This window comes from Pseudomonas saponiphila (assembly GCF_900105185.1).
GTDB lineage: Bacteria > Pseudomonadota > Gammaproteobacteria > Pseudomonadales > Pseudomonadaceae > Aquipseudomonas > Aquipseudomonas saponiphila.
In genome coordinates, this window is record NZ_FNTJ01000003.1 from 55,924 (window position 1) to 76,607 (window position 20,684).

Annotated in this window: 22 protein-coding genes and 1 pseudogene; 11 read left to right on the forward strand and 12 right to left on the reverse strand. The window is 57.8% G+C overall.

Annotated features, from left to right (window positions below):
* Positions 1-10: 10 nt before the first annotated feature.
* The 5 genes from BLV47_RS32675 to BLV47_RS32695 form a co-directional block, all read right to left on the reverse strand.
* A complete protein-coding gene (locus BLV47_RS32675) occupies positions 11-805 on the reverse strand; it encodes a hypothetical protein (RefSeq protein WP_143038342.1) in 795 nt (264 codons plus the stop codon).
* Positions 792-1,271: a hypothetical protein gene (locus tag BLV47_RS32680; protein WP_092320655.1), complete on the reverse strand. Its 480-nt coding sequence runs from the start codon at positions 1,269-1,271 to the stop codon at positions 792-794. Before BLV47_RS32680 ends, BLV47_RS32675 begins: the two co-directional genes overlap by 14 nt.
* A 165-nt stretch (positions 1,272-1,436) precedes the next feature.
* Positions 1,437-2,270 (reverse strand): hypothetical protein, encoded by an 834-nt coding sequence (locus BLV47_RS32685; protein ID WP_244168996.1) that lies wholly within the window; start codon positions 2,268-2,270, stop codon positions 1,437-1,439.
* A complete protein-coding gene (locus tag BLV47_RS36425) occupies positions 2,270-4,177 on the reverse strand; it encodes a hypothetical protein (protein ID WP_208605337.1) in 1,908 nt (635 codons plus the stop codon). Before BLV47_RS36425 ends, BLV47_RS32685 begins: the two co-directional genes overlap by 1 nt.
* A 15-nt stretch (positions 4,178-4,192) precedes the next feature.
* Entirely contained in the window at positions 4,193-5,758 is a 1,566-nt protein-coding gene (locus BLV47_RS32695) for an OmpA family protein (protein WP_167365737.1), read from the reverse strand.
* Positions 5,759-6,142: 384 nt separating this feature from the next.
* Between BLV47_RS32695 and BLV47_RS32700 the strand changes: the two genes are divergently transcribed.
* From BLV47_RS32700 to BLV47_RS32710, 3 genes are all read left to right on the forward strand, one after another.
* The gene (locus BLV47_RS32700; protein WP_244168997.1) at positions 6,143-6,883 is read left to right on the forward strand and encodes a hypothetical protein; all 741 of its coding nucleotides are present in this window, start codon (positions 6,143-6,145) and stop codon (positions 6,881-6,883) included.
* Positions 6,883-7,521: a uracil-DNA glycosylase gene (locus tag BLV47_RS32705; protein ID WP_092320657.1), complete on the forward strand. Its 639-nt coding sequence runs from the start codon at positions 6,883-6,885 to the stop codon at positions 7,519-7,521. The genes BLV47_RS32700 and BLV47_RS32705 overlap by 1 nt, the downstream gene beginning before the upstream one ends.
* 71 nt (positions 7,522-7,592) lie before the next feature.
* Entirely contained in the window at positions 7,593-8,501 is a 909-nt protein-coding gene (locus BLV47_RS32710; protein ID WP_092320658.1) for a nucleotidyltransferase domain-containing protein, read from the forward strand.
* 44 nt (positions 8,502-8,545) lie between these two features.
* Here the strand turns inward: BLV47_RS32710 and BLV47_RS32715 are convergent, their stop codons facing one another.
* Positions 8,546-9,094, reverse strand: coding sequence for a hypothetical protein (locus BLV47_RS32715; RefSeq protein WP_092320659.1), 549 nt, complete (start codon positions 9,092-9,094; stop codon positions 8,546-8,548).
* 325 nt (positions 9,095-9,419) lie between these two features.
* Between BLV47_RS32715 and BLV47_RS32720 the strand changes: the two genes are divergently transcribed.
* The 3 genes from BLV47_RS32720 (at position 9,420) to BLV47_RS32730 (ending at position 10,912) form a co-directional block, all read left to right on the forward strand.
* Positions 9,420-9,830: a hypothetical protein gene (locus BLV47_RS32720; protein WP_092320660.1), complete on the forward strand. Its 411-nt coding sequence runs from the start codon at positions 9,420-9,422 to the stop codon at positions 9,828-9,830.
* Between the two features lie 199 nt (positions 9,831-10,029).
* Positions 10,030-10,410, forward strand: a complete 381-nt coding sequence (locus BLV47_RS32725) for a hypothetical protein (protein ID WP_244169008.1) — start codon at positions 10,030-10,032, stop codon at positions 10,408-10,410.
* A gap of 151 nt (positions 10,411-10,561) precedes the next feature.
* The gene (locus tag BLV47_RS32730) at positions 10,562-10,912 is read left to right on the forward strand and encodes a hypothetical protein (protein WP_143038343.1); all 351 of its coding nucleotides are present in this window, start codon (positions 10,562-10,564) and stop codon (positions 10,910-10,912) included.
* Positions 10,913-10,952: 40 nt separating this feature from the next.
* Here the strand turns inward: BLV47_RS32730 and BLV47_RS32735 are convergent, their stop codons facing one another.
* Positions 10,953-11,309: a hypothetical protein gene (locus BLV47_RS32735; RefSeq protein ID WP_092320663.1), complete on the reverse strand. Its 357-nt coding sequence runs from the start codon at positions 11,307-11,309 to the stop codon at positions 10,953-10,955.
* 860 nt (positions 11,310-12,169) lie between these two features.
* Between BLV47_RS32735 and BLV47_RS32740 the strand changes: the two genes are divergently transcribed.
* Genes BLV47_RS32740 through BLV47_RS32750 form a run of 3 tightly spaced genes read left to right on the forward strand, consistent with a single transcriptional unit; the run spans position 12,170 to position 13,563 of the window.
* Complete coding sequence (locus BLV47_RS32740) at positions 12,170-12,565, forward strand: antitoxin Xre-like helix-turn-helix domain-containing protein (protein WP_088922262.1); 396 nt, start codon at positions 12,170-12,172, stop codon at positions 12,563-12,565.
* Positions 12,562-13,260, forward strand: coding sequence for an RES family NAD+ phosphorylase (locus tag BLV47_RS32745; protein ID WP_088922263.1), 699 nt, complete (start codon positions 12,562-12,564; stop codon positions 13,258-13,260). Before BLV47_RS32740 ends, BLV47_RS32745 begins: the two co-directional genes overlap by 4 nt.
* 54 nt (positions 13,261-13,314) lie before the next feature.
* A complete protein-coding gene (locus BLV47_RS32750; RefSeq protein ID WP_092320664.1) occupies positions 13,315-13,563 on the forward strand; it encodes a hypothetical protein in 249 nt (82 codons plus the stop codon).
* A 105-nt stretch (positions 13,564-13,668) separates the two neighbouring features.
* Here BLV47_RS32750 and BLV47_RS32755 read toward each other — a convergent pair whose 3' ends face one another.
* The 3 genes from BLV47_RS32755 to BLV47_RS32765 form a co-directional block, all read right to left on the reverse strand.
* A complete protein-coding gene (locus BLV47_RS32755; RefSeq protein WP_143038344.1) occupies positions 13,669-15,213 on the reverse strand; it encodes a hypothetical protein in 1,545 nt (514 codons plus the stop codon).
* 194 nt (positions 15,214-15,407) lie between these two features.
* Entirely contained in the window at positions 15,408-16,718 is a 1,311-nt protein-coding gene (locus BLV47_RS32760; RefSeq protein ID WP_092320666.1) for a glycoside hydrolase 5 family protein, read from the reverse strand.
* A 90-nt stretch (positions 16,719-16,808) separates the two neighbouring features.
* Positions 16,809-17,138 (reverse strand): hypothetical protein, encoded by a 330-nt coding sequence (locus tag BLV47_RS32765; protein WP_092320667.1) that lies wholly within the window; start codon positions 17,136-17,138, stop codon positions 16,809-16,811.
* Between the two features lie 525 nt (positions 17,139-17,663).
* On the opposite strand from BLV47_RS32765, the gene BLV47_RS35905 reads away from it, so the two are divergent.
* The gene (locus BLV47_RS35905; protein ID WP_143038345.1) at positions 17,664-18,095 is read left to right on the forward strand and encodes a hypothetical protein; all 432 of its coding nucleotides are present in this window, start codon (positions 17,664-17,666) and stop codon (positions 18,093-18,095) included.
* A gap of 7 nt (positions 18,096-18,102) precedes the next feature.
* Positions 18,103-18,741, forward strand: coding sequence for a hypothetical protein (locus BLV47_RS32780; protein WP_092320670.1), 639 nt, complete (start codon positions 18,103-18,105; stop codon positions 18,739-18,741).
* Positions 18,742-18,775: 34 nt separating this feature from the next.
* Here BLV47_RS32780 and BLV47_RS36810 read toward each other — a convergent pair whose 3' ends face one another.
* Positions 18,776-19,036 carry a helix-hairpin-helix domain-containing protein gene (locus BLV47_RS36810; RefSeq protein WP_092320671.1) on the reverse strand — a complete coding sequence of 87 codons (261 nt, stop codon included), beginning with the start codon at positions 19,034-19,036 and terminating at the stop codon, positions 18,776-18,778.
* Positions 19,037-19,258: 222 nt separating this feature from the next.
* A pseudogene (locus tag BLV47_RS32790) lies at positions 19,259-20,521 on the reverse strand (IS1380 family transposase); the annotation flags it as partial.
* Positions 20,522-20,684: the final 163 nt, after the last annotated feature.

The following is a 20,684-nucleotide window of genomic DNA, read 5'->3' on the forward strand; positions in this document are numbered from 1 at the left end:
ACAGCGACCGTCAGAGTGTAACCTCAGACCATGCAAACCAACGCGACTCGGCGTAGCCGAAAACAACATCGTCATCAGCATCCACCCGCATATTGATCAGGCAGTCACTGAAGGTCTCACTGCCTGAAACGTCAGGGTGCAGAGAATGGAACTTACCCTCTGCGATCGCGCTGCTTGGGAACGTCCCGGCCGTTGCGCAGCCTGCATAGAAATAGCAATTGTGGCTGTAGGCCAAGTTCCGCAGCTCTCGAAGGGAAGCGGTCAGGGTGCAATCCGGAAGCGGTGCCAGCGCGTGGACGTTCTCCAGGAAGAACACCGAGCCCTCTGGTGCCTGCTTTATGGAGTGAACCAGCGCTGTGAACGTGAACACCTTGTGGTCGAAGTGCAGCGGCGGAAAACCGCTCTGCGCCTCATCAGTGCCATCCACCCGCTCTGCCGAGCAGACAATCCCCAGAGCCCCAAGCCTCTCGAATGACTGAGGTGCCGTTCTGAATAGAACGTGACTCGAAAGATCGACCTCATTTGCATCAAACAGCGAGTCGAGGCTCATGAGCGCGAGTGCCATGTCTTGTGCATCGCCGTTCGCGAGGATGCTGATGCTCTTGGCGCTGTTCGCTGAGGAATCAGCCTGCCGGCGAATCTCGACGGAGGCCATGCATGCCAGCAGCCGGCGGCGCAGGAGAGCGTCATCGGAGGCGATCAGGCACAGCCCAGGGGAGTTGAGCATCATGCGCTCAAGATTGGACGATGGCTCAGCCTCAACTTTGCCAAAGAACTTGGACGCGGCTGTTTCAAATGAGGACATCGGGCACCTCTGATTGGGTTCTGTGATCTGGAGTGTGGGCAACCTGGCCAGAGGCGAACTGCCAGCGGCCGGGAGGGGTAGGGAGTTCTTGTGCTGGCACCGGTGCCGCCAACCTGAGCCGGTCGATGACCAGACGATTTGCCCGGATCAGGATGATCGATACCTGATCGCTGGCCTCGAAAGCCTCAAGTCGGCACTTCGCCGCGTCCACCAGGTTCATCGGAACGCTGCCGCTATATGCCCAGCCTTCTACAACAGAGATGGCCAGGCCGATCGCGCTCGATTTGCTCGCGGTGACGACTGATCCGCTGGGGATATGGCAATCCTCTGTCTGGCCAACAGCCCCCTTCCAGATCAGTGAATAGCCAAGTGCTGCTGAGTTGAGGTGTGGGACGATGGCCAGAAGCTGAAACCGCACCGGGGCGTGATGGGCAGTAACGGTTTGTTTTGATGGGTTGGTCAGCATGGGGCCTGGCTGCAAGCGATATCGGTGATGATCGCCGAGTCTAAACGAGGGCCTCACGATTCTATGGCCAAACATGGCCCGTGAACTTCGGGGGCGAACTGATGCGGGAGGGAAAGGGAGGGCGTGCCCTGAAATGAAAAAGCCCGTCTCTCGACGGGCCTTCTGTTACTCCACCGCGATGGTGAGCTCGGGGTTCCCGAAGCCTGCCAAATCGGCGTTTGACTTGCTGAAGTAGGTTTTCCAGAAAGATTCGAGGTTCTGGATCATCTTGCCGCTGCGGTACCCGTTCTTGTTCTGCGTCGGCACGAATGCTGCCCCGTGAACGTAGACGCGCGCACCGCTGAAGTCGGCCAGCAGGTTCTGCTTCTCGACCTTGGCCATCTCGGTAGCCGGGTTGATGTCCCGGATGCCGTTGGCCTGGTAGAAGCTGCCGAAGTCGCTGTATTCGAGCATGTCCGACATGAGCAGGATGACGTGCTCATTCACGCCCTCGGCCTTGCTGATGTCTTCGCCGATCGACTGCATGCTGAACAGGATTTCGCTGCGCGGGATGTCTGAGCTGGACTTGCCCATTGTGCCGGCGAACGCTTTGCCAAAGCGCTGGAACAGCACCTTGGGCTGGCTCTTGAGGCACTGGTCCAGCTTGCGTGCTCCCATCATCGGCACGCTGCCGAGGATGTCCTCGCTGATCGGGTTTTCCAGCTCGCCGGCGAATTGCAGGCGAGTGTAGTGACCTTCCAGGTAGGCGCTGAAAGAGTACAGGCGGATCTTGTCGCCGGGCTTCATGAAGCGCTTGATGTGACCCCAGGCAGTTCGCTGAAGGTCTTGCGTCAGTGGCGTGGTCTGATCGACGACGACCGTCAGCATCCGGCCCGAAGGTTCGGCCCGGAACTCACTGATCTTCGCTTGCGCATAGCAGCTCGGGACTTCATTGCGCTCCGCTGCCACGAGGGCGGCGGGCGCAATAGCCAGAGCCAGCAGGAGGCTCTTGAGTTTCATCAGGCCCCCTGTTTGTCGAGCAGCTGGAGGCGGCGAGCGCGCTGGAGCAGGGCAACATCCACGCCCTTCTTGCCAGCAACGTATTCCATGTCGTCAGCCTCAAACACCGTCAGGTCACCCCAAGCGTTGTGGTTGAAGGCTGCTTCAGGTGCTGGTGCTGGCGCTGCGGCCGGAGCCGGAGCTGCTGCAACCACCGGCGCAGGCTCGGCAATCGGCTGGGGTGCTGGTGCTGGGGCTGCTACTGCCGGGGCCGGCTCAGCAACAGGTTGAGGTGCTGGTGCTGGTTGGGCGACAGGCTGGGGTGCAGCTGCTTGTACCGGGGCCGGTGCAGGAGCGGGGGCAGCGGTCGGCACTGGTTCATCCAGAGTTGCGCCGAATACATCTACCACGCCTTTGAATTGCTTCTGGTAGGCCACAACCGAAGGATCAGTCGCGTTTGCAAAGCGAGGACGCGCCACACGGATGATCTCGGCGATACGTGCGTTGTCGTTGACTGCAATCGCGGCGTTGAGGTCTTCGATGGTCTTCTTCATGTAGGTTTCGATGACAGCCAACCCTTCCTTGCTCAGGGCGTCCAGCTTTTCCTTCTGGGCCTTGAATGCGGCTTCACCCTCGCGCTCGGCTATGAACGTCATGAAAGTGCGGCTCAGCATGTCTGCACGCAGCTTCTCGCGATCTTCGCCATTCGCGCGGAATACGTTCACCTGCATCGCCTGGAGTTTGCCAAGAGAGGACTGGGCATCATGAGCGATCGAGCGGGCACGGCTCTCGTGATAGCGCACGAAGTCAGCAGCACTGGCGAACTTGTGGGTCAGCTCCCAAGCCTTACGCGAATGGGTGCCGGCGAAGCCGAACATGTAGGCCAGGAAGGTCGAAGTCACCTGGATGAAAATGAACAGGACCGACAGAACAGCGAAGGTGACCAGCGAGGCGCGGTGCATGGCATCGATCTGATCCTGAGCAGACTTGCCGGCGACGCTTTCGGACATGCTGTTCATGTCAGATGGCATCGGGAAGTCGTCTTCAGCAGCACCGGAAACCGGGAAGTCGTCTGCCGATTGGCTGACCGCAGGCGGGTTCTCGACCAGCTGGGCTTCCTGAGCATTCAGGGTTTCGGTACGCACCCAGAAGGCCGCCACGGCGAGCACCGTAATGAAGATGCCGTAGGCGATCAGGACGCCATAGCGCTTGGCCGGCATTTCGCCGTTTTTCGGCACCTTCACGCGGTTCAGCATCTGCTGGAAGGGCTGCATCTCATCATCGGCATGGGTGTTGTCGATGGTGATGATGTGGGTCTTCATCATGTCCTGGCCGCGGCGCATGTTCTCGTAGGACATGATTTTGCCGACGACGCTGTTCAGGTAGAGCTGACGGCCAGCAAACTCGCTCAGGAACAGGCCAATGATACTGATGACCAGGCCGATGGCGAATGCGCCGCCCAGAGCAGTGTTGGGGGTGGCGAGCGTCAGCGCGAACGGTGCCAAGGCGAAGCCGAATGCCGAGGCCTCGATCAGCATCAGGACGATGATCAGCGTCCACAGGCCCCAGCCTTTCTCGCGGCGACCGTCTTCGTCGATCTTGGCCAGATAGTCCTGGTTGCGACGGAAGTTGGCTTCCGAAGGAAGATGGTCCTGGTAGTAGGTGTTGTATGCCCCGCAGAGCTCGCTCTCGGAAGTGTTGAAACCAACGGCGTTGGGGTTCTTCTCGCTAGGCTTCTCGCGCTCGCCAGGGTTCTTCACCCAAGTCGCGATTCGGCCGATGCCGGGAAAGCGCAGACGCACCTTCATCATCCAGTAACGGAACTCGTACCAGTTCACGATGATGGCGATGGCGAGGAACATCGTGGCAACAACGGCCAGGAGGATGTGCCAGTACAGGGAGAAGAACGTCGGGATAAGTTCGCTCATGCTTGAAAGCCTCTCTTAGCGGCGAATTGGTTGGAACTGAGCGACGTAGGCGTCACCCTGTTTCGGGTAATAGATCTCGCCAGCCACCGCATTACCGGCGCGCTTGTCGAAAACGATGTCCATGCAGCTGACCGGCGACTTCTTCTGGTCGACGGCGAAGACGCGGTACAGGACCTGGGTTTCACCTTCGTAGGTGTTGGCCAAGGCCTGATAGGGCTGGGTCTGCTTCTTGTTGCTGGACTTGTAGTTGCTGATGAACTGCATGGTCGGGTTCTGGGCGACCTGTGCCTCATCGCGCAGGATGGCCACCGGGCCGACCGACGCCACATGGCCATTCACCGCAGCACCCCACGGCTTGCCGTTCAGGCCGGGGAAGAACTCAGTGGTGGCGTACTCATTGAGCGGCTGGCCAGTCGAGAGGTTCTTCACCTCACCCTCGACGCGCGGCATGTCGCCCACGCACGAACTGACCGGCGCACTGGCGTAGGCGGTGCTGATCAGTTCGAAATCCGAAGTCTTCGGCTGGATGCCGCTGGCCAGGGTCGAATTGGTGGTGGTGACCAGTTTGCCGCCGAAGTCGATGCCGCCTTTGCCGTCGAGCGCGATGGTGGCCGGGGCGGATACCGGGGCCGGGGCTGGAGCGGTGACTGCTGGTTCCTGAACAGCCGGTGCTTTAACGACCGGAGCCTGTACAGCTGGCTCGCTCTTCACCACCGGTGCCGGCTTGGTCGGGGCAGGCTTGACCTTGGTTGCCGGCGCGGTGCCGTGTGCCAGGTACTTCGAGTTGTTGCGCTCATCCTGCACGCGCTTGACCAGCAGCTCTTCGTTCTCGACCTCGATGAACTCGACGCGACGGTTGTCGGCGCGACCTTGCTCAGTGGTGTTCGAAGCGATCGGGCGGGAAGCGCCAGCGCCCTGATAGTAGATGTCGGACTTGGCAACGCCGGCCGCCGCCAGAATCTCACCAACGGCACGAGCGCGCTGCTCGGACAGTTTCTGGTTCAGCTCAGCCGGGCCGGTCGAGTCGGTATGGCCAACGACCAGAACCTTCTTGCGGGGCAGCTGTGCCTGACCGGGTTGAGCCTGAGCAGCCGCCTCGCGCTTCTCGACGAACTCACCCGCAACACGGGTTAGCTTGCGGTAGCCCTCGGGAGTGATCACGGCAGAACCTACCTGGAACATTTCCTGAAGCTGAAGCTCGGCCTCGATGCCCACCGGCTTGAACTTGGCAGCCTGGCCAGCGGTGGCGGGAGTTTCTACCGCCTTCAGCTCGCGCACCTTCATTTGCAGGCCTTCTTCCTTGGCGATGGCCTGCAAGCGGTCAACCCGCTTCTTGTAGAGCAGGCCAGCGCCACACCCGACAGCAGCGCCAGCTACCGCGCCAATAGCAATGGCCTTGCCATCGCCCTTTGTCGCAGCACCAACCGCTGCACCAGCCAGTGCGCCCATCAGGCCGCCACCCACGCAGCTAACCCAGCTGTCGTTCTCGGCGACGGTACGATCAATCGTGGCACAGCCACTCAGGCCCACAGCAACGGCAACAGCCAGCGCGGTGGGACGCATCACACGGGTGCTAAGCATTCCAGTCCTCTCCATTTATTCGGGCCTCTCTCAGGCCTGATTCCAGCTGGCGTGCTCAATAGGAGAGCGCGCCAAGATATTCGGGTGGCGTTCGCATTGTAACGGGGCGATTTCGACGACCAGGATGAAGTGGGGCCGGTGAAGCGGGGGTTTGCGAAGCAGCAGGCTTGCGAAGTTCCCTCTTCGAAGATGCCCAGTGATGTTCCCTGGCAGTCAAAGTGCTGATTACGCCACAAAATGGGCCACTTGCCATCATCAATTAAGAAATTGGCGGCATAAATTTGGCAACCAACCCAGTCCGCCAGCATTCACGCAGCCCACTTGGAGTGCCCGAGCAGAGGGGCAGCCATAGAATCGGGGCATTCAAGCGGATTGGGAGTAGGGATGAACCACAACACAGTCGGCATGGCCATGTGCCGGATTACCGAAGACCTCCTGTGGAAACCACGGATTGGCTGGGCCTTAAAACACAACCCCAATGCCAGTCTTACGGTGCGTCTTGGGAGTGGCCGCAAGACCTGCCTCACCCATGCTCGGGATGTGCGGCGCAATGCTGATATGACCCTGACCTATGGGATCAAGATGATCGCCAGCAAGTCGGACCCGGAGAACATTTGCAAATGGCTGACCGCAAAAGAGGTGCATCAGCGCAAATACTTCCAGGGAGAGATCAACCTCCTGAATGTCCTGACGCACACCATGGCCCACGAGTTCGGCCACTTCGTCCAGGTCATCCTCGGCCGCAGATACGACGGCTCGGTACACAATCCCGAGTTCTATACCATCCTCGATCGGATTCACCAGAGCGGTGAGGCGGATAAACTCCGCGACGCCCTCCATCGACATTGCTTGAACAGAGGGATCGACCTTACCAAGTTTGCCGCCAGTACGGCCGCACTCAATGAGCTCAAAGGCCTGCGGGAAGATGGGCAAAAACACCTGAACATTCGTCAGCTGCGCAGACGCCAGTTGGTCATGTTCCGTGACCCGGCTATGAAGCATGTCGGACTGCTGCGCGTCGTGGAAACCAAGCGAACCCGCGTTATCGTCGAGCAAGTTTCACCACCAAACGGCAAGTGGAGTACCTATCCGCAAAGCCTCGTTATTGCTGAGGAAGAGTTTTGATGAAGCTTTGCGCCCTGCAACTGGCAACCCAGCTGGTCGATACGCTGCCGGTCGGTAGGCCGGGACTGTTTAACCCTTGGCGGCAAAGCTGCCCACATGACCTGCCCATCAACACCATAGAGAACAAGATCGCCCGTCTGGCCGCTCACCTCGATTGCGATGCCAAGCTGATCCTCGTAGGTGAAGCTCCTGGCTATCAGGGGTGTCGGTACAGTGGCGTTGCATTCACCTCCGAGCGGCTACTGCTTGAAGGGAAGATTCCGCGGATGCCGGAGTTGCAGGGCCGGCTCACTGATCGAGGGAAGCCATTCAGCGAACCTTCAGCCACTATCGTGTGGGGGAAACTCAGTGAGCTGGGGATCGCCGGCGACGTGATTCTCTGGAACTCAGTTCAACTCCACCCTCATCACCCTGGCCAGCCACACACCAATCGCACACCGTCCGATGAAGAGGTTCTGCTTGGCCTTCCAGCGCTCAACCTGCTCCGGCTGCATTACCCGACTGCTACCTTTGTGGCGGTTGGCAACAAGGCAGACGACATCCTCCGGGCAGCGGGTATTTCCGCGACCAAAGTTAGGCACCCAGCTAATGGTGGGGCCAACAAGTTCCGTGATGGTCTTGAGGCCATCATCCACTAACTAAGTTTCCAGAGTGTGGTTGGCCAGGCGGAATGCGTGCGTGAGCGTCATGACAAAGCAGAGGGGAGGAAATGCAGAACGAAGTTAGGCTGGCTCGGGCCGAGATGACGAAAGCACTGGTGGCTATGTGCGCCAGGCTCGACGAATCCGGTGTAAGCCATGCTCAGTACACGCACGAGTACGCAGGCGATGTCATCTCTCTCTTCACGCCTGCCAGGCTCTGGGTCTTCGGTTCCTATGCCAGAGGCGCTACGGAGTGTGGTGACCTGGATGTACTGATCGAACTCGACTACCAAGCCGGCCCATGCCCTCCGGCAGAAGTGGTGGCCAATGTCCTGTTCGGTGAGGTCGGCCGGCTATCTCTATTCCTGGGAACGCCAGAGCAGAACAAAGCTGGGTTCGACATTACCGACGCTGTGCTGATCTGGTCAGGGAAGGGTAGCGATTGGCGGGGTGCCATTGACTCGATCAATGTCGATACGGATGCCGGGCGCTTTGAGCGTGAACATGACCAGTTGCCACTCCGGCCACAACAGTTTGCTGCCGGTATGGATACGCGGTCCCTCGTGTCGTGGGGGATTCGCAACGGAGTATTCGACAGTCAGTTCATCCCGCTGGAAAGCCTCGATACCTCAGCGTTCGAACCTGAAGCCGGGAATGAAGCGGTCCTTGCAACGCTGGCCCACTGTCCCGACCAGCAAACCCAAGCGCTGATACCGGCGATCTACAAAGCCATTGAGCCGTTGGAACCCAACGCCCCTGTGGTGCCAGGCGGGGAGGCAGACTTCGCGTGCGGTGCAATCGTGATCGGAGTAGGGAAGCCGTACCTGATGCCCTGGCATCTGGAGAGTGATGCCGTGAGCCATCTGCTCCTGGTCCCGCATATCTCTGAACGGGGGCCAAACGGGATCTGGATTCTCAGCCGAGGCCCTGAGTACAAACGCCATCAGGAAACATACCGAGAAATCGAATTCTTCTAGCGGACACAGCAGGCTGAATTACCAGCCTACCGTAGCGCAACAGATCAGAAGGAGAAGGTCTTTCCCATGATTGACATGGTGCACTTGTCGCCATAAACGACGCCGAATTGGTCCTCAAGCCACGACTTGAGGTAATGAGGCATCTTGGCTGTTACCGGCTTTAGTCTGGAACCTGGAAACGGTGGCCTTACAACAGGGGCTCCGAACAGGGCATTTGTTGCTGTATCGGCATAGTCAAGAATCTGCATTCCGTTCTGGTATTTGATTGACATGATCAACGCTCCAAGTGGGGGCCTCATGCCATCATCAGTGGTGTTGTTGTGTAAGCCGGGTTTCACTTCGGAAATTTTGGTTATACCGGCTCTCATGTCCTTCATGGTGAGCTTAGATAGTGCCGCTCTGACATTATCTTCGAACTGTGGTGCATGGGTGAATGTCCTGCCGTTTAGTGTTGAAACGTGCAGCACGTCCATTACGCAAACGCCATCATTGGCCACGTAGGCGCTCATTTTCTTTGGAACAACACCAACAAGAGCAGACTTGGCGGCGGAGGCCAGAGCTTTCCAGTCAACTTGTTCGTACTTGGTCAGCACTGGCTGTCCATACCGGTTGAGCAGTGTTCCTAATCTGGGCGGGGAGTGTGGACACACTATGTAGTGCAACACAGTAGAAGCGCCGGCACGTTTCACTGCGAGTTCCCACTCAGCGTCTCTTACCATTATCTGTTCCCTGACTAGCCTGGCGCTTGTTTGCGGATTACTCCTTTCACCCTAACTCAAAGTCAGCATGGTTCGCGACGGCATATAATCCGAATTTGCGCCCCTGTTCTTCGTTAAAAAAATTGCTCTCTGGATGTTCTGGCACGCAGGTGACGCTGTGAGGATACCTCTCACCAACACACCGCAGAGGGAGCAAACCATGAACGAAATCTTCGCAGCCGGCTTTAACCGCCAGAACCTCAAAGTAGCCCGTGAAGCCATTGAGAAGGCCTTGAGCGGCCTCGATCTCGGCTTTGAAGTGAAGCTGGGCAACATTTCATTCCTCGACGACAGCTTTACCTGCAAGATCGAAGCCTCGCTGCCGGGCAAGGTTGATCGCAAGAGCGAGAAAGAAAAGCAGATGCTTGCCAGCATGGGCCGTATGTACGGCATCGATGTCACCCGCGAACCCTTCATTAACGGACGCGGAGTGTGCAAGCTGGTCGGGTTCAACACGCGCGCACCGAAAAACCCGTGGATCGTGGTGCATGGGGACGGCAAACAGTACAAATACCCGACCGATGAAGTGTCCCGTCATTGGATGGCGAACTTCACCCTCAAGACCGAGTAGTCGGTGGTGGGTTAGCGCGCTGCCCGGCCTTGTGCCGGGCATTTGCCGTTGCGGGGACTGAGCGGGTGCTGAGTCAAACTTGCATGGAGGGGGAAGGGCAGTGGCACGAGTAAAAGGTGATGGCAGCTGGGTTGAGAGCTGCCGTGTCCGCAAAGTCAGGCAGGACGATCCGCTTGGGTGTGGAGTGGCTTGTGTGGCGATGATCACCGGGCGTGAGTATGCAGCGGTGCGGCAGTTGTTCCTCGATGCGCAGATCGGCACGCGCAAGGGCCGGCCGCTGGCCACCAACTTCACCGAACTCCAGAAGGCGCTGGCGCTGCTAGGCGTGGACTGCCAGCGAAAGCGTTTCGAAGGTTGGGACTCGATCCAGGGCGTGGGCATCCTTGCAGTCGATAGCCGCGACGGCGGAAACAACAGCTGGCACAGGGTGGTTGTGGAGCGGCATCCCCGCTATGGGGTGGTGCTGCATGACCCGGACTTCCCTCTGCCCAGTTTCAGCGACAAGACGCCTGCCGGCATCCGCTCTCACCCGTTCACCGAGTACCAGGCCCGCAAGAGCTGGCTGTGCGTGACGGACTGAGCTCGCGCGGCTCGCCAGACATAGCAGAATGCAGTTCACTCACCGAGATATCTGTTCGCAAATAAATGGTGGGTGTCTAAAGCCTACTCTTGGATTACCTTACAACCGGTCTCCAGAATGAATCTGGAAGAGATTTCATAGGGGGGTGCTCGTGGATAGCGAGATTCTGCTTTGGATAGCTGGTGGCATGTTTGTCTTCCTAATGGTCGGATATGCCTACCGTGAGGTGACATGCCCCAGCTGCGGTAAATTTTTCTCGAAGGTTGTCGACAAAAAGGAAGACATAGGCAGGCGCTACGAAAACGTCTCGGTGGAGAGGCAGGTTAAAAAGAATGATGGAGCTGACCCGCCGAACTTTGAGACTCGCGTGAAGGAATACGAACTGACATTCACGAAGTATCTCAAGCACTACAGATGCAAGAGTTGCGCGGATACTTGGACTGAGCAGACGGAAAGCCAAACTGGCAAGCGTTTCCTCAGTGAACACACAAGACTCTATTGAAATGAAACGGGCCAATTGGCCCGTTTTCTTTATCAGCAACTCAGCAGGCGTAGCAGAACTGGAAGTACCGGCCGGCCTGCAAGGGCATGCTCATAGTCCCGGCATAGTCATCGCCGGAGAAGCCGCCGTTGGTGGTCTGATTGACGTACACGGTGCCCAGCACGAAATCATCGTCCTGCGGCATGCCCACCGGGCTGTCGGCGATCTGGTAGCTGTGGGTGAAGCCCGAATCGGCCAGCGTATCCTTGATCTGCTGGAAGGCCTCCGGTGAGACCATTGCCTGCACCTGATCGAGCACGGCCGAGTTCTCGGCATGCACCTGATCCAACTCCCGCGCAATGGCGGCATCGTGGTCTGCCATGATGGCGGCGTAGCGCTCTTCGTCCTGATCAGTCATACCGGTGTCCTTCCTGGTTGAGGCTCAAGGTGGCCATGCTGCGATGGTAACGGTGAAGGCTCGCGCCCAAAGTTCAGGCCGCAATTGTCACATGGCCATGTCCCAACTCACGGCCAAAGCCTGGACTCGAAACCAGGGCGATGGCCACCGGCCCGGCCTGCCGGCAAGAAAGCTATACCATCACCACAAGGGAGCCTGAACGCCCTTACACCTCCTGCTGCCCGGTACCGACCTGAAGCGCCGCAACAGCCCAACCGGCACCACCAGATTTATACCATCACCACAGAGCGCGACCAGACCCGCTACAGGTGCCTCCCTGACGCCCCGCACAAGCCCAAACCCCCCGCAAGAGCACCCCGCAAAACCCTCAAAACTTATACCATCACCACAAGCGAGCTTTAACGGCCTTATCCGTGCTGTCCTGCCACCCCGCACCCTGTCTAACCCTTTCTTTTATTTTGCTTTTCTTTCTTTTCCCCATCTTTTTCTCACGCCCCGGCACCAGGCCCCCGGCGGGAACGCCTAAAAGGGTTGGACAGGGTAGGGGGGGTGGGAGGGAGCACGAGTGGGGTCACAGGCTGCGTATGTGGTGATGGTATAAGTAGGGTGTGTCAGGGTGGAGTGGCCGGGCACGGAGGGGCAGGCTGGGTGGGGGTCGGATGCCTGCATGTGGTGATGGTATAACTACTTTGAAAGGGAGCCGCTTCGGCGGGTGATCGGGGCCGTGCTGGGAAAGGGTGCTCCGGGCTGGTGTGCCTGGCGGGCACGCCGAAAAGTACCGTCACATGTCTTCGCCTGACGTTGTGTCACTAGACGCATTTGGGCTAGTATCGTTTCTACAGATGCGGAGAACAGCCATCATGAACGCCACCCTCAAAGCAGCCGCTTTCACCAAGGATCAGAGCCGTGTGGTGTTGAACACGGCACTCAACATCCTGGGGAAGTGGGCCGCGTCCACTGAGCAGTCCTGCAACATCCTGCGCGTCTCGCGCAGCACCATCAGTCGTGCCCACCAGGGTAAGGCAGTGGAGCTGGACAGCGATCAACTGGAGCGCGCCAGCATCGTGCTGAACTGCCACGCGGCGCTGCGTCTGGTGTTCGACAACCCGGAGAACGTCTACGGTTTCCCGCAGATGGAGAACCACAACGACTTCTTCAATGGCAGGCGTCCGCTGGAGATCATGGCTCAGGGCGACCTGATGTCCCTGTTCGAGACGTACAAGCGCATTGACGCGCTGCGGGGAGCCGGCTGGTGAGTTACCTGTCCAGCCTCCCGCTGCTCGCCGGCGACCAGGTGCAGGGTTACCGTCTGGTCAATTCGAAGTTCCCGCCGATCGCACTGTTCGATGACGTGGCCAACGCCGAGGACTTCGAGACCTTGTTCCAGGCACAGGCGCTGACCAATCCACGCCTGCTGAACGAAGTCGGCAAGCTGGAGCTGATCCCTCGATCCGAGATCCCGTTCGGCATCACCGGCTGCTCTTACGCCACGGCACCGTTCACTCACGTTAATCAGGATGGCTCGCGCTTCAGCGATGGCCGCTTTGGCGTCCTCTACGTGGCCGATGACATCGACACGGCAGTTGCCGAGGTGCGCCATCACCAGTCCCGTTACTGGTCGAACGTCACCGGCCTGCGCTTTGAGCGTTTCGTGTTCCGCGGGTTGAACTGCACGTTCACCGATGAGGGCATGCGTGATGCCTGTGGCATTGCGATCAATGATCCGATCTACAGCCCCGATGACTACAGCTCAGCGCAGATGCTCGGCCGTGAAGCGAAAATGGCTGCATGCCCTGGGCTACGATACAACTCAGTTCGTGCACCAGGGCATGTCTGCTGGGCGCTGATGACGCCGCGGCTTGTCACCTCGATCATCCAGACGACTCACTACGAAATGGTCTGGAACGGCGCAGTCACCAGCGTAAACAAGCTTCAGATGCTCAAGGGGTGAGCTGAGCACGCGGCGGCGACGGCTAACCTCTTGGGCGCATAGCGAGGATGACGGATGGATACGACGACTGAACGCCTTGCTCGCCTTGAGACGGCGCAAGAGCTGCTCTCATTTCAGATAGCCTGGCTCTCGAAACAGATCCAGATGGCGCGTGAAGCGGATGCTCGCGCCGTGGATGTGTTGATCGAGCAGAAGAGCCAACTGATCGAGCTGGAGGATCGGCTGACGCTGGCTGATCCCGCGCTCACCGAGCAGGTGATAGAGCGCTACGGGCCGCTGGTGCGTAGCCGCCAGGCACGCTAAGCACCAGCATCGGAGTCGGGTTACGACTACCTTCAGGCTCCAGGCATAACAACCGAACCGAACCTTCCGGTCCCGCAGCTGCCCGGAGCAGGCGTGCGCCGTTAGCTATCCATGGCTTAGGTAAGCCTCACCACAATAGCGCTGGAAAGTGGAATCTGGTTCAACATGAACATGCCCTTTTAGGAATACTCGAACCACATTACCCAGTTCTGCAACCCGTATAATGGTTCTGGATATTTTGTCTATATCGTCAAACCGTTGCTCCCTCACAGAAGGAAGCATTTCAGCGCCACGGTAGTATTGGTAAGGTTGGACCGAGCCGGCAATATGAATGTCTCGCTTGAATTTACGCTTCAATTCACCAATGCAATATGAAAGCAAAGATGCACCAATCCCAGCTTTGGAATCTGCATGCCGCTCCCAACCCAAAATGGTGATCAGGTTGCCATCCTCAAAAAGCATGTTGGCATTCAAGTCTCCCTTAGGAATCCGAACGCCGCTTTCCTCAAGGACTTCTTCTTGAAGAGTATCAAGGACGAAATCAACAATATCTACGTTAAAGTCGCCCATTTCATCGAGCGCAGAAATCAAATCAAAGGAAGCTATGTCCTGTCTCGCCGGTCCAGCAATGTAAGTGCCCGATATTTGCGCACTGACTCGGCCAGAAGATTCTCTCAGTTGCCCTATCCAACTGTAAGTCTTGAATATCGGACACTCGATTTCATCCCGTTCAACAGAAAAGCAGAACGAGCCCTCGTCAACCTTTTTGGCCATCATTGGTTGCTGGTCAAATGCTCCGTCCCCAAGTCGGTAAAAACCATTCTGTTGCCTAGGCGCTATATACAGATCAGCAGCCTTGCGTTCCAGAATGGCAGGCAGGCGGTCACGCATGTGGGCGTACAAATTAGGGAAGCCAGCCTCCGTGCGTGGCAGGGCCCAAATATCAGCCATGCTCATCCCAGTGGTATGAACGATTTTGTTAGCCTGACGCTCACTCACACAAAGGACTTCACCAAGCAAAATAGGCATCACGTCCTGAAGCAAAGCCTCAGCAGCTTCTGAATCAATAAGCTCGCCAATTGACCTAGCCTCCAAATCATTCAGGGTTAGACTTGGATATAGCCCTGAAATCAAAGACGCGGCCGTATGCGTGCTCTTTTTCCTACCATTAAGGTCTATAACCATCGGAGCGGTATTCGTCAGCAATCGGTCAAAATACTTTCCAGCCTCGTCCAAATTCTCCTGGTCGAACGCGCAGGGATTGCCATCGTAATTCCAGCGTCCTAGAAGCTTAACTGGCCAAGTTTCAACAAATTTCGCGCCGAACGTATCACCACAAAAGGCCGCTGCAATTTGTTCAAGGGGCGTCATTGACTCTGTATTTTTCTCATCTTTTGGAGCCAGTCCAAGTCGGCCGAATTTCTCGGCGATGTTAATGTAAAGAGAAAAATTATATGCCGGCAGATCAGTTGCCTTCGACCTTGCATCACCATAGTCTTGATATCCGAGGCTTTTCGCTAGGATTTCAAGTGATTCATTCTCCGATGGACGATTAGCAAACGGCCAGTTTTCACGAATAAATTCGGCAACCTCGTTGAATCGCCCTGAAGAGAAATCATCTACTGAAAGGGCAAATGTTCTGTTGTTCATGTCAGTCACCGCTCCGGTCTCTTATCCCGTTTGCTATAAAATATCTTGGTTTCTCATTGAAGCCTATTGCTCCTTCCCGCAGAAAAGATCACTGGCTCCTTGAATCCATAATTCAATTCTTTATCGCCATTCCTGCCAGCCTGGCGATCAGTAATGCCTAGCAGTCAAACTAGGCATTACCGTTACGCCCTGGCTCAGTAGGTCGCGATCTTAAGTGTCTTGCCGACACTCAGACTCACCGCGCCGCCCACCGGGGAAACAGTCACCTTGCCACCGGTGAGCGGATCGTTCACTACCACGCTGCCGCTGTTTGCAAACTTGAGCGAGCCCGTCTCGTTGGCCCAGAACATCAGCACACGCTTGCCGTCAGGCTTCTTCCAGCTGATCGAGATCAGGCTCTGTGGAGAGGCTGTGTAAGCAGGCACATCGGCCGGGCTGAGCGACGGGCCAGCAGTTGCCAGCATGCGCTTCAGCGCCGTGAATACCGGTTTGTTCGTCCCGTCCTGGCGAATCAGGCCATAACTGCGATCCCTGACGGTCGCGCGCTCGTCGAGATCAGCCAGGGTGAAGAGGAACACTCGGTTGAAATCCATGGCGCTCATGAGTGCCAGGCGGCGAATTGTCAGATCGGCTTGGCCTGCTTCACCAACGATTGGTTGCAACTCCGAAGGGCCGGCATAGCTCGACCAGCCGAACTCGGTGGCCCAGATGTCTTTCACGCCGGCCTGACGGAGATTGGTGTTGAGCCAGTTCGCTGTATCGATGAAATCGCGGTCGGCCGGTGTCGCACCCTCGGCGCTGTTCGTATAGGGGTGGTAGGCAACAACCCGTTCGGGGGTCAGATCACCAGTGCCTGCCAGCGCTTGGAACATCAGCCCGCCAGCTATCGGCATCTGGCTGTAGTAGGCCATGCCGCCAATGACACGCTGCGCAGCTGGAGCTCGCGCTGCAAGGGCAGCAACGCTTTCCCGCAGGAGAACCGAATAGGCCGCAGGGTCTTCATTCGGCTGCCAGAAGCTCGGAATGTTCGGCTCATTCCATACCTGCCACGCCTTCACGGTCGGGTATCGCTCAGCCAGCATCGCAAGGCGATCGGCGTACACTGCGGCGGACTTTGGCGGGTATTGATCCGGGTTCGATACCCCGGCCGGGGCGGTGGTCTGGTGACGGGCAGAGCCAACCAGGTACAGCGAAGACAGGAGGCCGTTTTCACCGGCTGCTTTTACCGTGTCGTCGACCTCGGCGAAGCGAAACTGCATTTCCTCGGGTTCGAGCAGCTCCCAGTGAATGCCCTCGCGGTGCCACTTCAGCCCCAGCTCCTTCATCTTGGCCATCTGCGCGCGGCGGGCTTCGGGGCTGACCCATGTGAACTGAGTGTTCATGCCCAGAAAGTCGGCCCACGCCACACTCTTGACCGGCTTGATGGCCAACGGTGCAGCTTGAGCCTCAACCTGGAGAACGCCTGCCAAGATGACGCTCAGCAGCCCAACGTACATTTTCTTCATTCCGCAATCCTCATGCTTGGACTTTCCCTTATTTCCGGGGCATGCCCCGTGTCCGCACCGTAACGGCGTGGTTTGCGGTGCTGGGTCAGATCAGTAATCGTCGCTGCTGATTTCTGTGCCTGTGCTGTCGTACCAGGCTACGAGATTGCCAGCGTTGTTCTTCTGGTCTTCAAGGACCGCTGCCCAAACAGTTTCGGGGATGGTCATCCCCATGCCGGCGAGAACTTCACGGTATCGATCGAGGGTTTTGGGGAAGCCCGCCTTGGGATCTTCCAGATTCGAGTAAACAAGATCGTCATCAGGTGACTCTTCATCCTCGATGATCATGAAGAAGTAGCTGAGTGGCCGGTCATAGCCGACCATGACTGAAACCTTCCGCCCGATGGCGGGGTGATCCAACTTGATGAAGCGCTGAGTCATCTAGCCTCCATGGGCTGTACTTGGAGATTGCTGACCTGATGAACGCCCCCGAAGGCGTCTTGTTCCAGCAGGCGAGCCACATAGCCAGACTGGTGCTCTTCGCTGGCCAAGGCGGGTACAACATCTGGCCGGCGGCCGTGTGTCTTTATGTGGAGATCAGCCTTAGCCCATCCCGCAGAAAAGCCTTCTGACTTGCCGGCCGGTACTCTCACCAGAAGAGCCGCCGAAGATTTACATGCTTGACTCATCATGCCCTCGCCGATCACTCGTCACCTTCCGCATTGCGGAAGAAACCTTCCTTGAAGCCATCGCCAGGCTCACACTCCATACAACCAAACCAAAGCCTGACTGGTGTCAGAGGTCATCGTAACGAACCCGTTGAAGAGTCACAGCCAAAGTGGGGTCGCCAAGTTCGGCTGCCGCGTTTCGAAGCCCTGACTTGGCTTGGGAATTGGACCTGCTTCGTTATCCTTGTAAGTTCAGGCCCTACATAGCGCCAGCACCACAAACGACGAAGGACACTCCATGCCCCCAATCCCACTAGGAAACATTGGTTTTGATGCCCAGATCCAGGCAGCAGTGAATCGCAAACTTGAAGAGCTGAAAGCCATGGAGAAGGGTGCGCCGACAGGCCGCCTTCTTGAGTTTGAAGGCCTGGAAGAAGAGCAGGGTCAGAAAGTCCTTGAGCAGGGTTTGATCGAGATCGCCAACTACGTCGGCCTGCACTTCCTGATCGGCACTCCACCGCAAGCCCTGGAGCAGCTGGTCATTGCTGCGAGCAACAAGCGCCAGAGTCCGGCGATTCTGATCAAGTCGGTCCTGAACAACTTCCTCGCGGCTTACATCACCCCCGGCACAAGCGATAAAGCTGAGAATGCCTTCGATGGTCTTTGCGGCCTGCGCAATGAAGTGGAGGTCATTCGCCGCGGGCTGATGGCATCGAGCGCTGGGGTTTGAACTGACGATGAATACAGCGCCCATCACCATTCATACCGGCTATCTCATCTCCCATCTTGGCCGAACCTATTGCGTTCGGAAGCAGATGTCGCCTGAAGAGGTTCTAGCTACAGACGTGGCGGCCGGTGATGACCAGGTGCTGAAGATCAGCGCCGTGACGGTGAGCCCGGCAGGAGCCAATGGCCAGTCGGCCGATCGGCTAGAGCCAGATCACATCCCGGAAAGCCGCTGGCAAGTCGCAATGGCTCGCTACCGGGCTATTGCGCCATTGGTTGGCCTCACGCCCAGAACTACCGCGAGCGTCAAAGCCGTCGCAGATGAGCTGATGGTGTCTGCTGCGACAATCTATCGGTGGCTGGATGGTATTGAGCGAGAGGGTTCGGTGAGCTGTATGGTGCGCAAGCGGCGGGCTGATGCCGGCGTTAAGCGCCTGGACTCAAGAGTGGACGCTCTCATCAAGGACGTAATCCGTTCTGGCTACCTCACTGAGCTGAAGAAGAGCCCCGCGGCTGCGATGCGTGCCGTCGCAGCTCGATGCAGTAGCGAGGGGCTGCCTGTCCCCAGCAAAGTTGCCGTGCTCTCGCGGATCGCCGAAGTACACCCGGATGAACGCTCCGGGCGGCGGCAGCAACGGCGTCAGGGGTAGAGTGGCGCAACCCGTCCAGGCAGATCGATCAGTCTTAGACTTGATCAACGAATAGCGATCGGCAGCCTTCAGCAGAGACGCCCTCTGGCATTCTCCAGTGAATGGACTCAAACAGCTTTTGGGCTTTGCTCCTGCCGATACCAGGAACGGCACAGAGATCGTCTATCGACGCATTGATGACCGCATGCACTGAGCGGAAATGGTTGAGGGCTTTGACTGCTGTTGCTGGGCCTACGCCCGGCAGCCCCTCGATGGCAAACAGGGGGTTGGGGGAGCAACGGAACAGAAAGTGCACTTAAGCTCAGTCGCTGCCCCGCAAACCCTTGCAACGTCTGGATAGTTTCGAAAAACGACCGTTTTATGAAACCGTTTCCGCTATCGCGAGGAAAGGTCACCAACACCCGAAAATCAGTGCAATAAACCTTTCTCACGAATCAAAGTTCGTTAATTCGCAGTCGCTGACGAGTAAAACGAACTCTAATTCGGCTTACGTTGGTTTTCAGTTCCATTGCTCCCCAACCCCCGTCTTCAGCTCGGTAACACGGGCGGCGATCTTGATCAGGCGCAAGCGCAAGGTATCGAACTGGACGGTGCGCCAGATCGAGCGTTTCGGCATGGCAGTGCGCAAGCCCCACATCAGCCAATAGGCGCCAGCATGAAGGAACAGCCGCAACTGGTTGGCTGTGGCTCTGGAGCACGATGTTCGATCTGCGGCGAGATGGGTTTTCCACGACTTGATGTGGTTTTCGGCCTGGCCCCGCCGACAATAGACGTGTTCATAGAGCCAGCGGGGCGAGCCTTTCTTGAGATTGGTGACGACAAAGCGCGTGTCAGCGCCCTGATCGCCGACTTCGATGCGGGCGATGATCCGCTCGACCCGGCTCCAACTTTTGGCGCAATCGTTGAAGGTCTTGAAGCGGCGTACCTTGCCCTCGGTGGGTGATGCCGCAAAGCGCGCTTTGGTGCTGGCTTCAAGATCGGTGATATGGCGGCGTAGTGTCGAAGTCGGCGCAACACCCAGGATGAAGTCGTGCCCGCCTGCACGGCACCAGTCGATGACTTCGGGGCAGCAATAGTGGCTGTCGCCGCGCAACAGGATCTGTGTCTTTGGCCAATGGCTGTGGATTGCGCGCATCAAGCGGCGCAGGAAAGCCCTGATTTCTGTGCCCTTGGGCCGCTTGGCCGGGCGCAGTACGGCGGTGATGAAGCGGCCTTGGTCATCGAACACGACAATGGGCTGGAAGCCGTATTCGTCATGATGGGCATTGAACAGGCGCAACTGCTGGCCGCCGTGGACAGCGTCGAAGGTGTCATCAATGTCGAGCACAATGCGCTTGGGCACTGTGGGGAAGCTTTCGCAATACAGATCGACCATCGCACGCCCCATGCGCAACAACGCCCGGGTATCGGGCAGGTTCTCCAGACGGGAGATGGTCGGCTGCGAACACAGCGCGCGGGTCCCAGAGGGTGTCAGATCGAGCGCCATCTTGAACATCGGATCGACGCGCAGGCTGGATGCATCATTGCCATCCTCATAGCCTGCAGCGATCATCATCAACCGGAACCCGATGATGTCGGCAAGGCTATGCGTGATGTGCTCGGGCGAGCGCGGATCCTTGATACAGGCCGCCAGACGATCGGCCACGCCAAGGCGCTGCTCGACCTCGCGCAACAGCAAAATCCCGCCATCAGATGACAGCATGCCGCCGTCAAATCTGACATCCAACCGCTTGCCAGAAACAGGTGACAGCCCGGGAAAGGGTAGCGTAAGATCGTCCATGGCGGGTGTAGCTCTCCAGAAATGACGTTGATCGGATTAAGCAACCAAATCATACGTCAAATCATGGCTTTACGCTACATCCGCCAACCCCCGATGAATTTTTCGGGCTAGGTACGACCGATCTGCGAGCCGCCCGCGAGCTGGCCGTCGATAAAGATGCTGA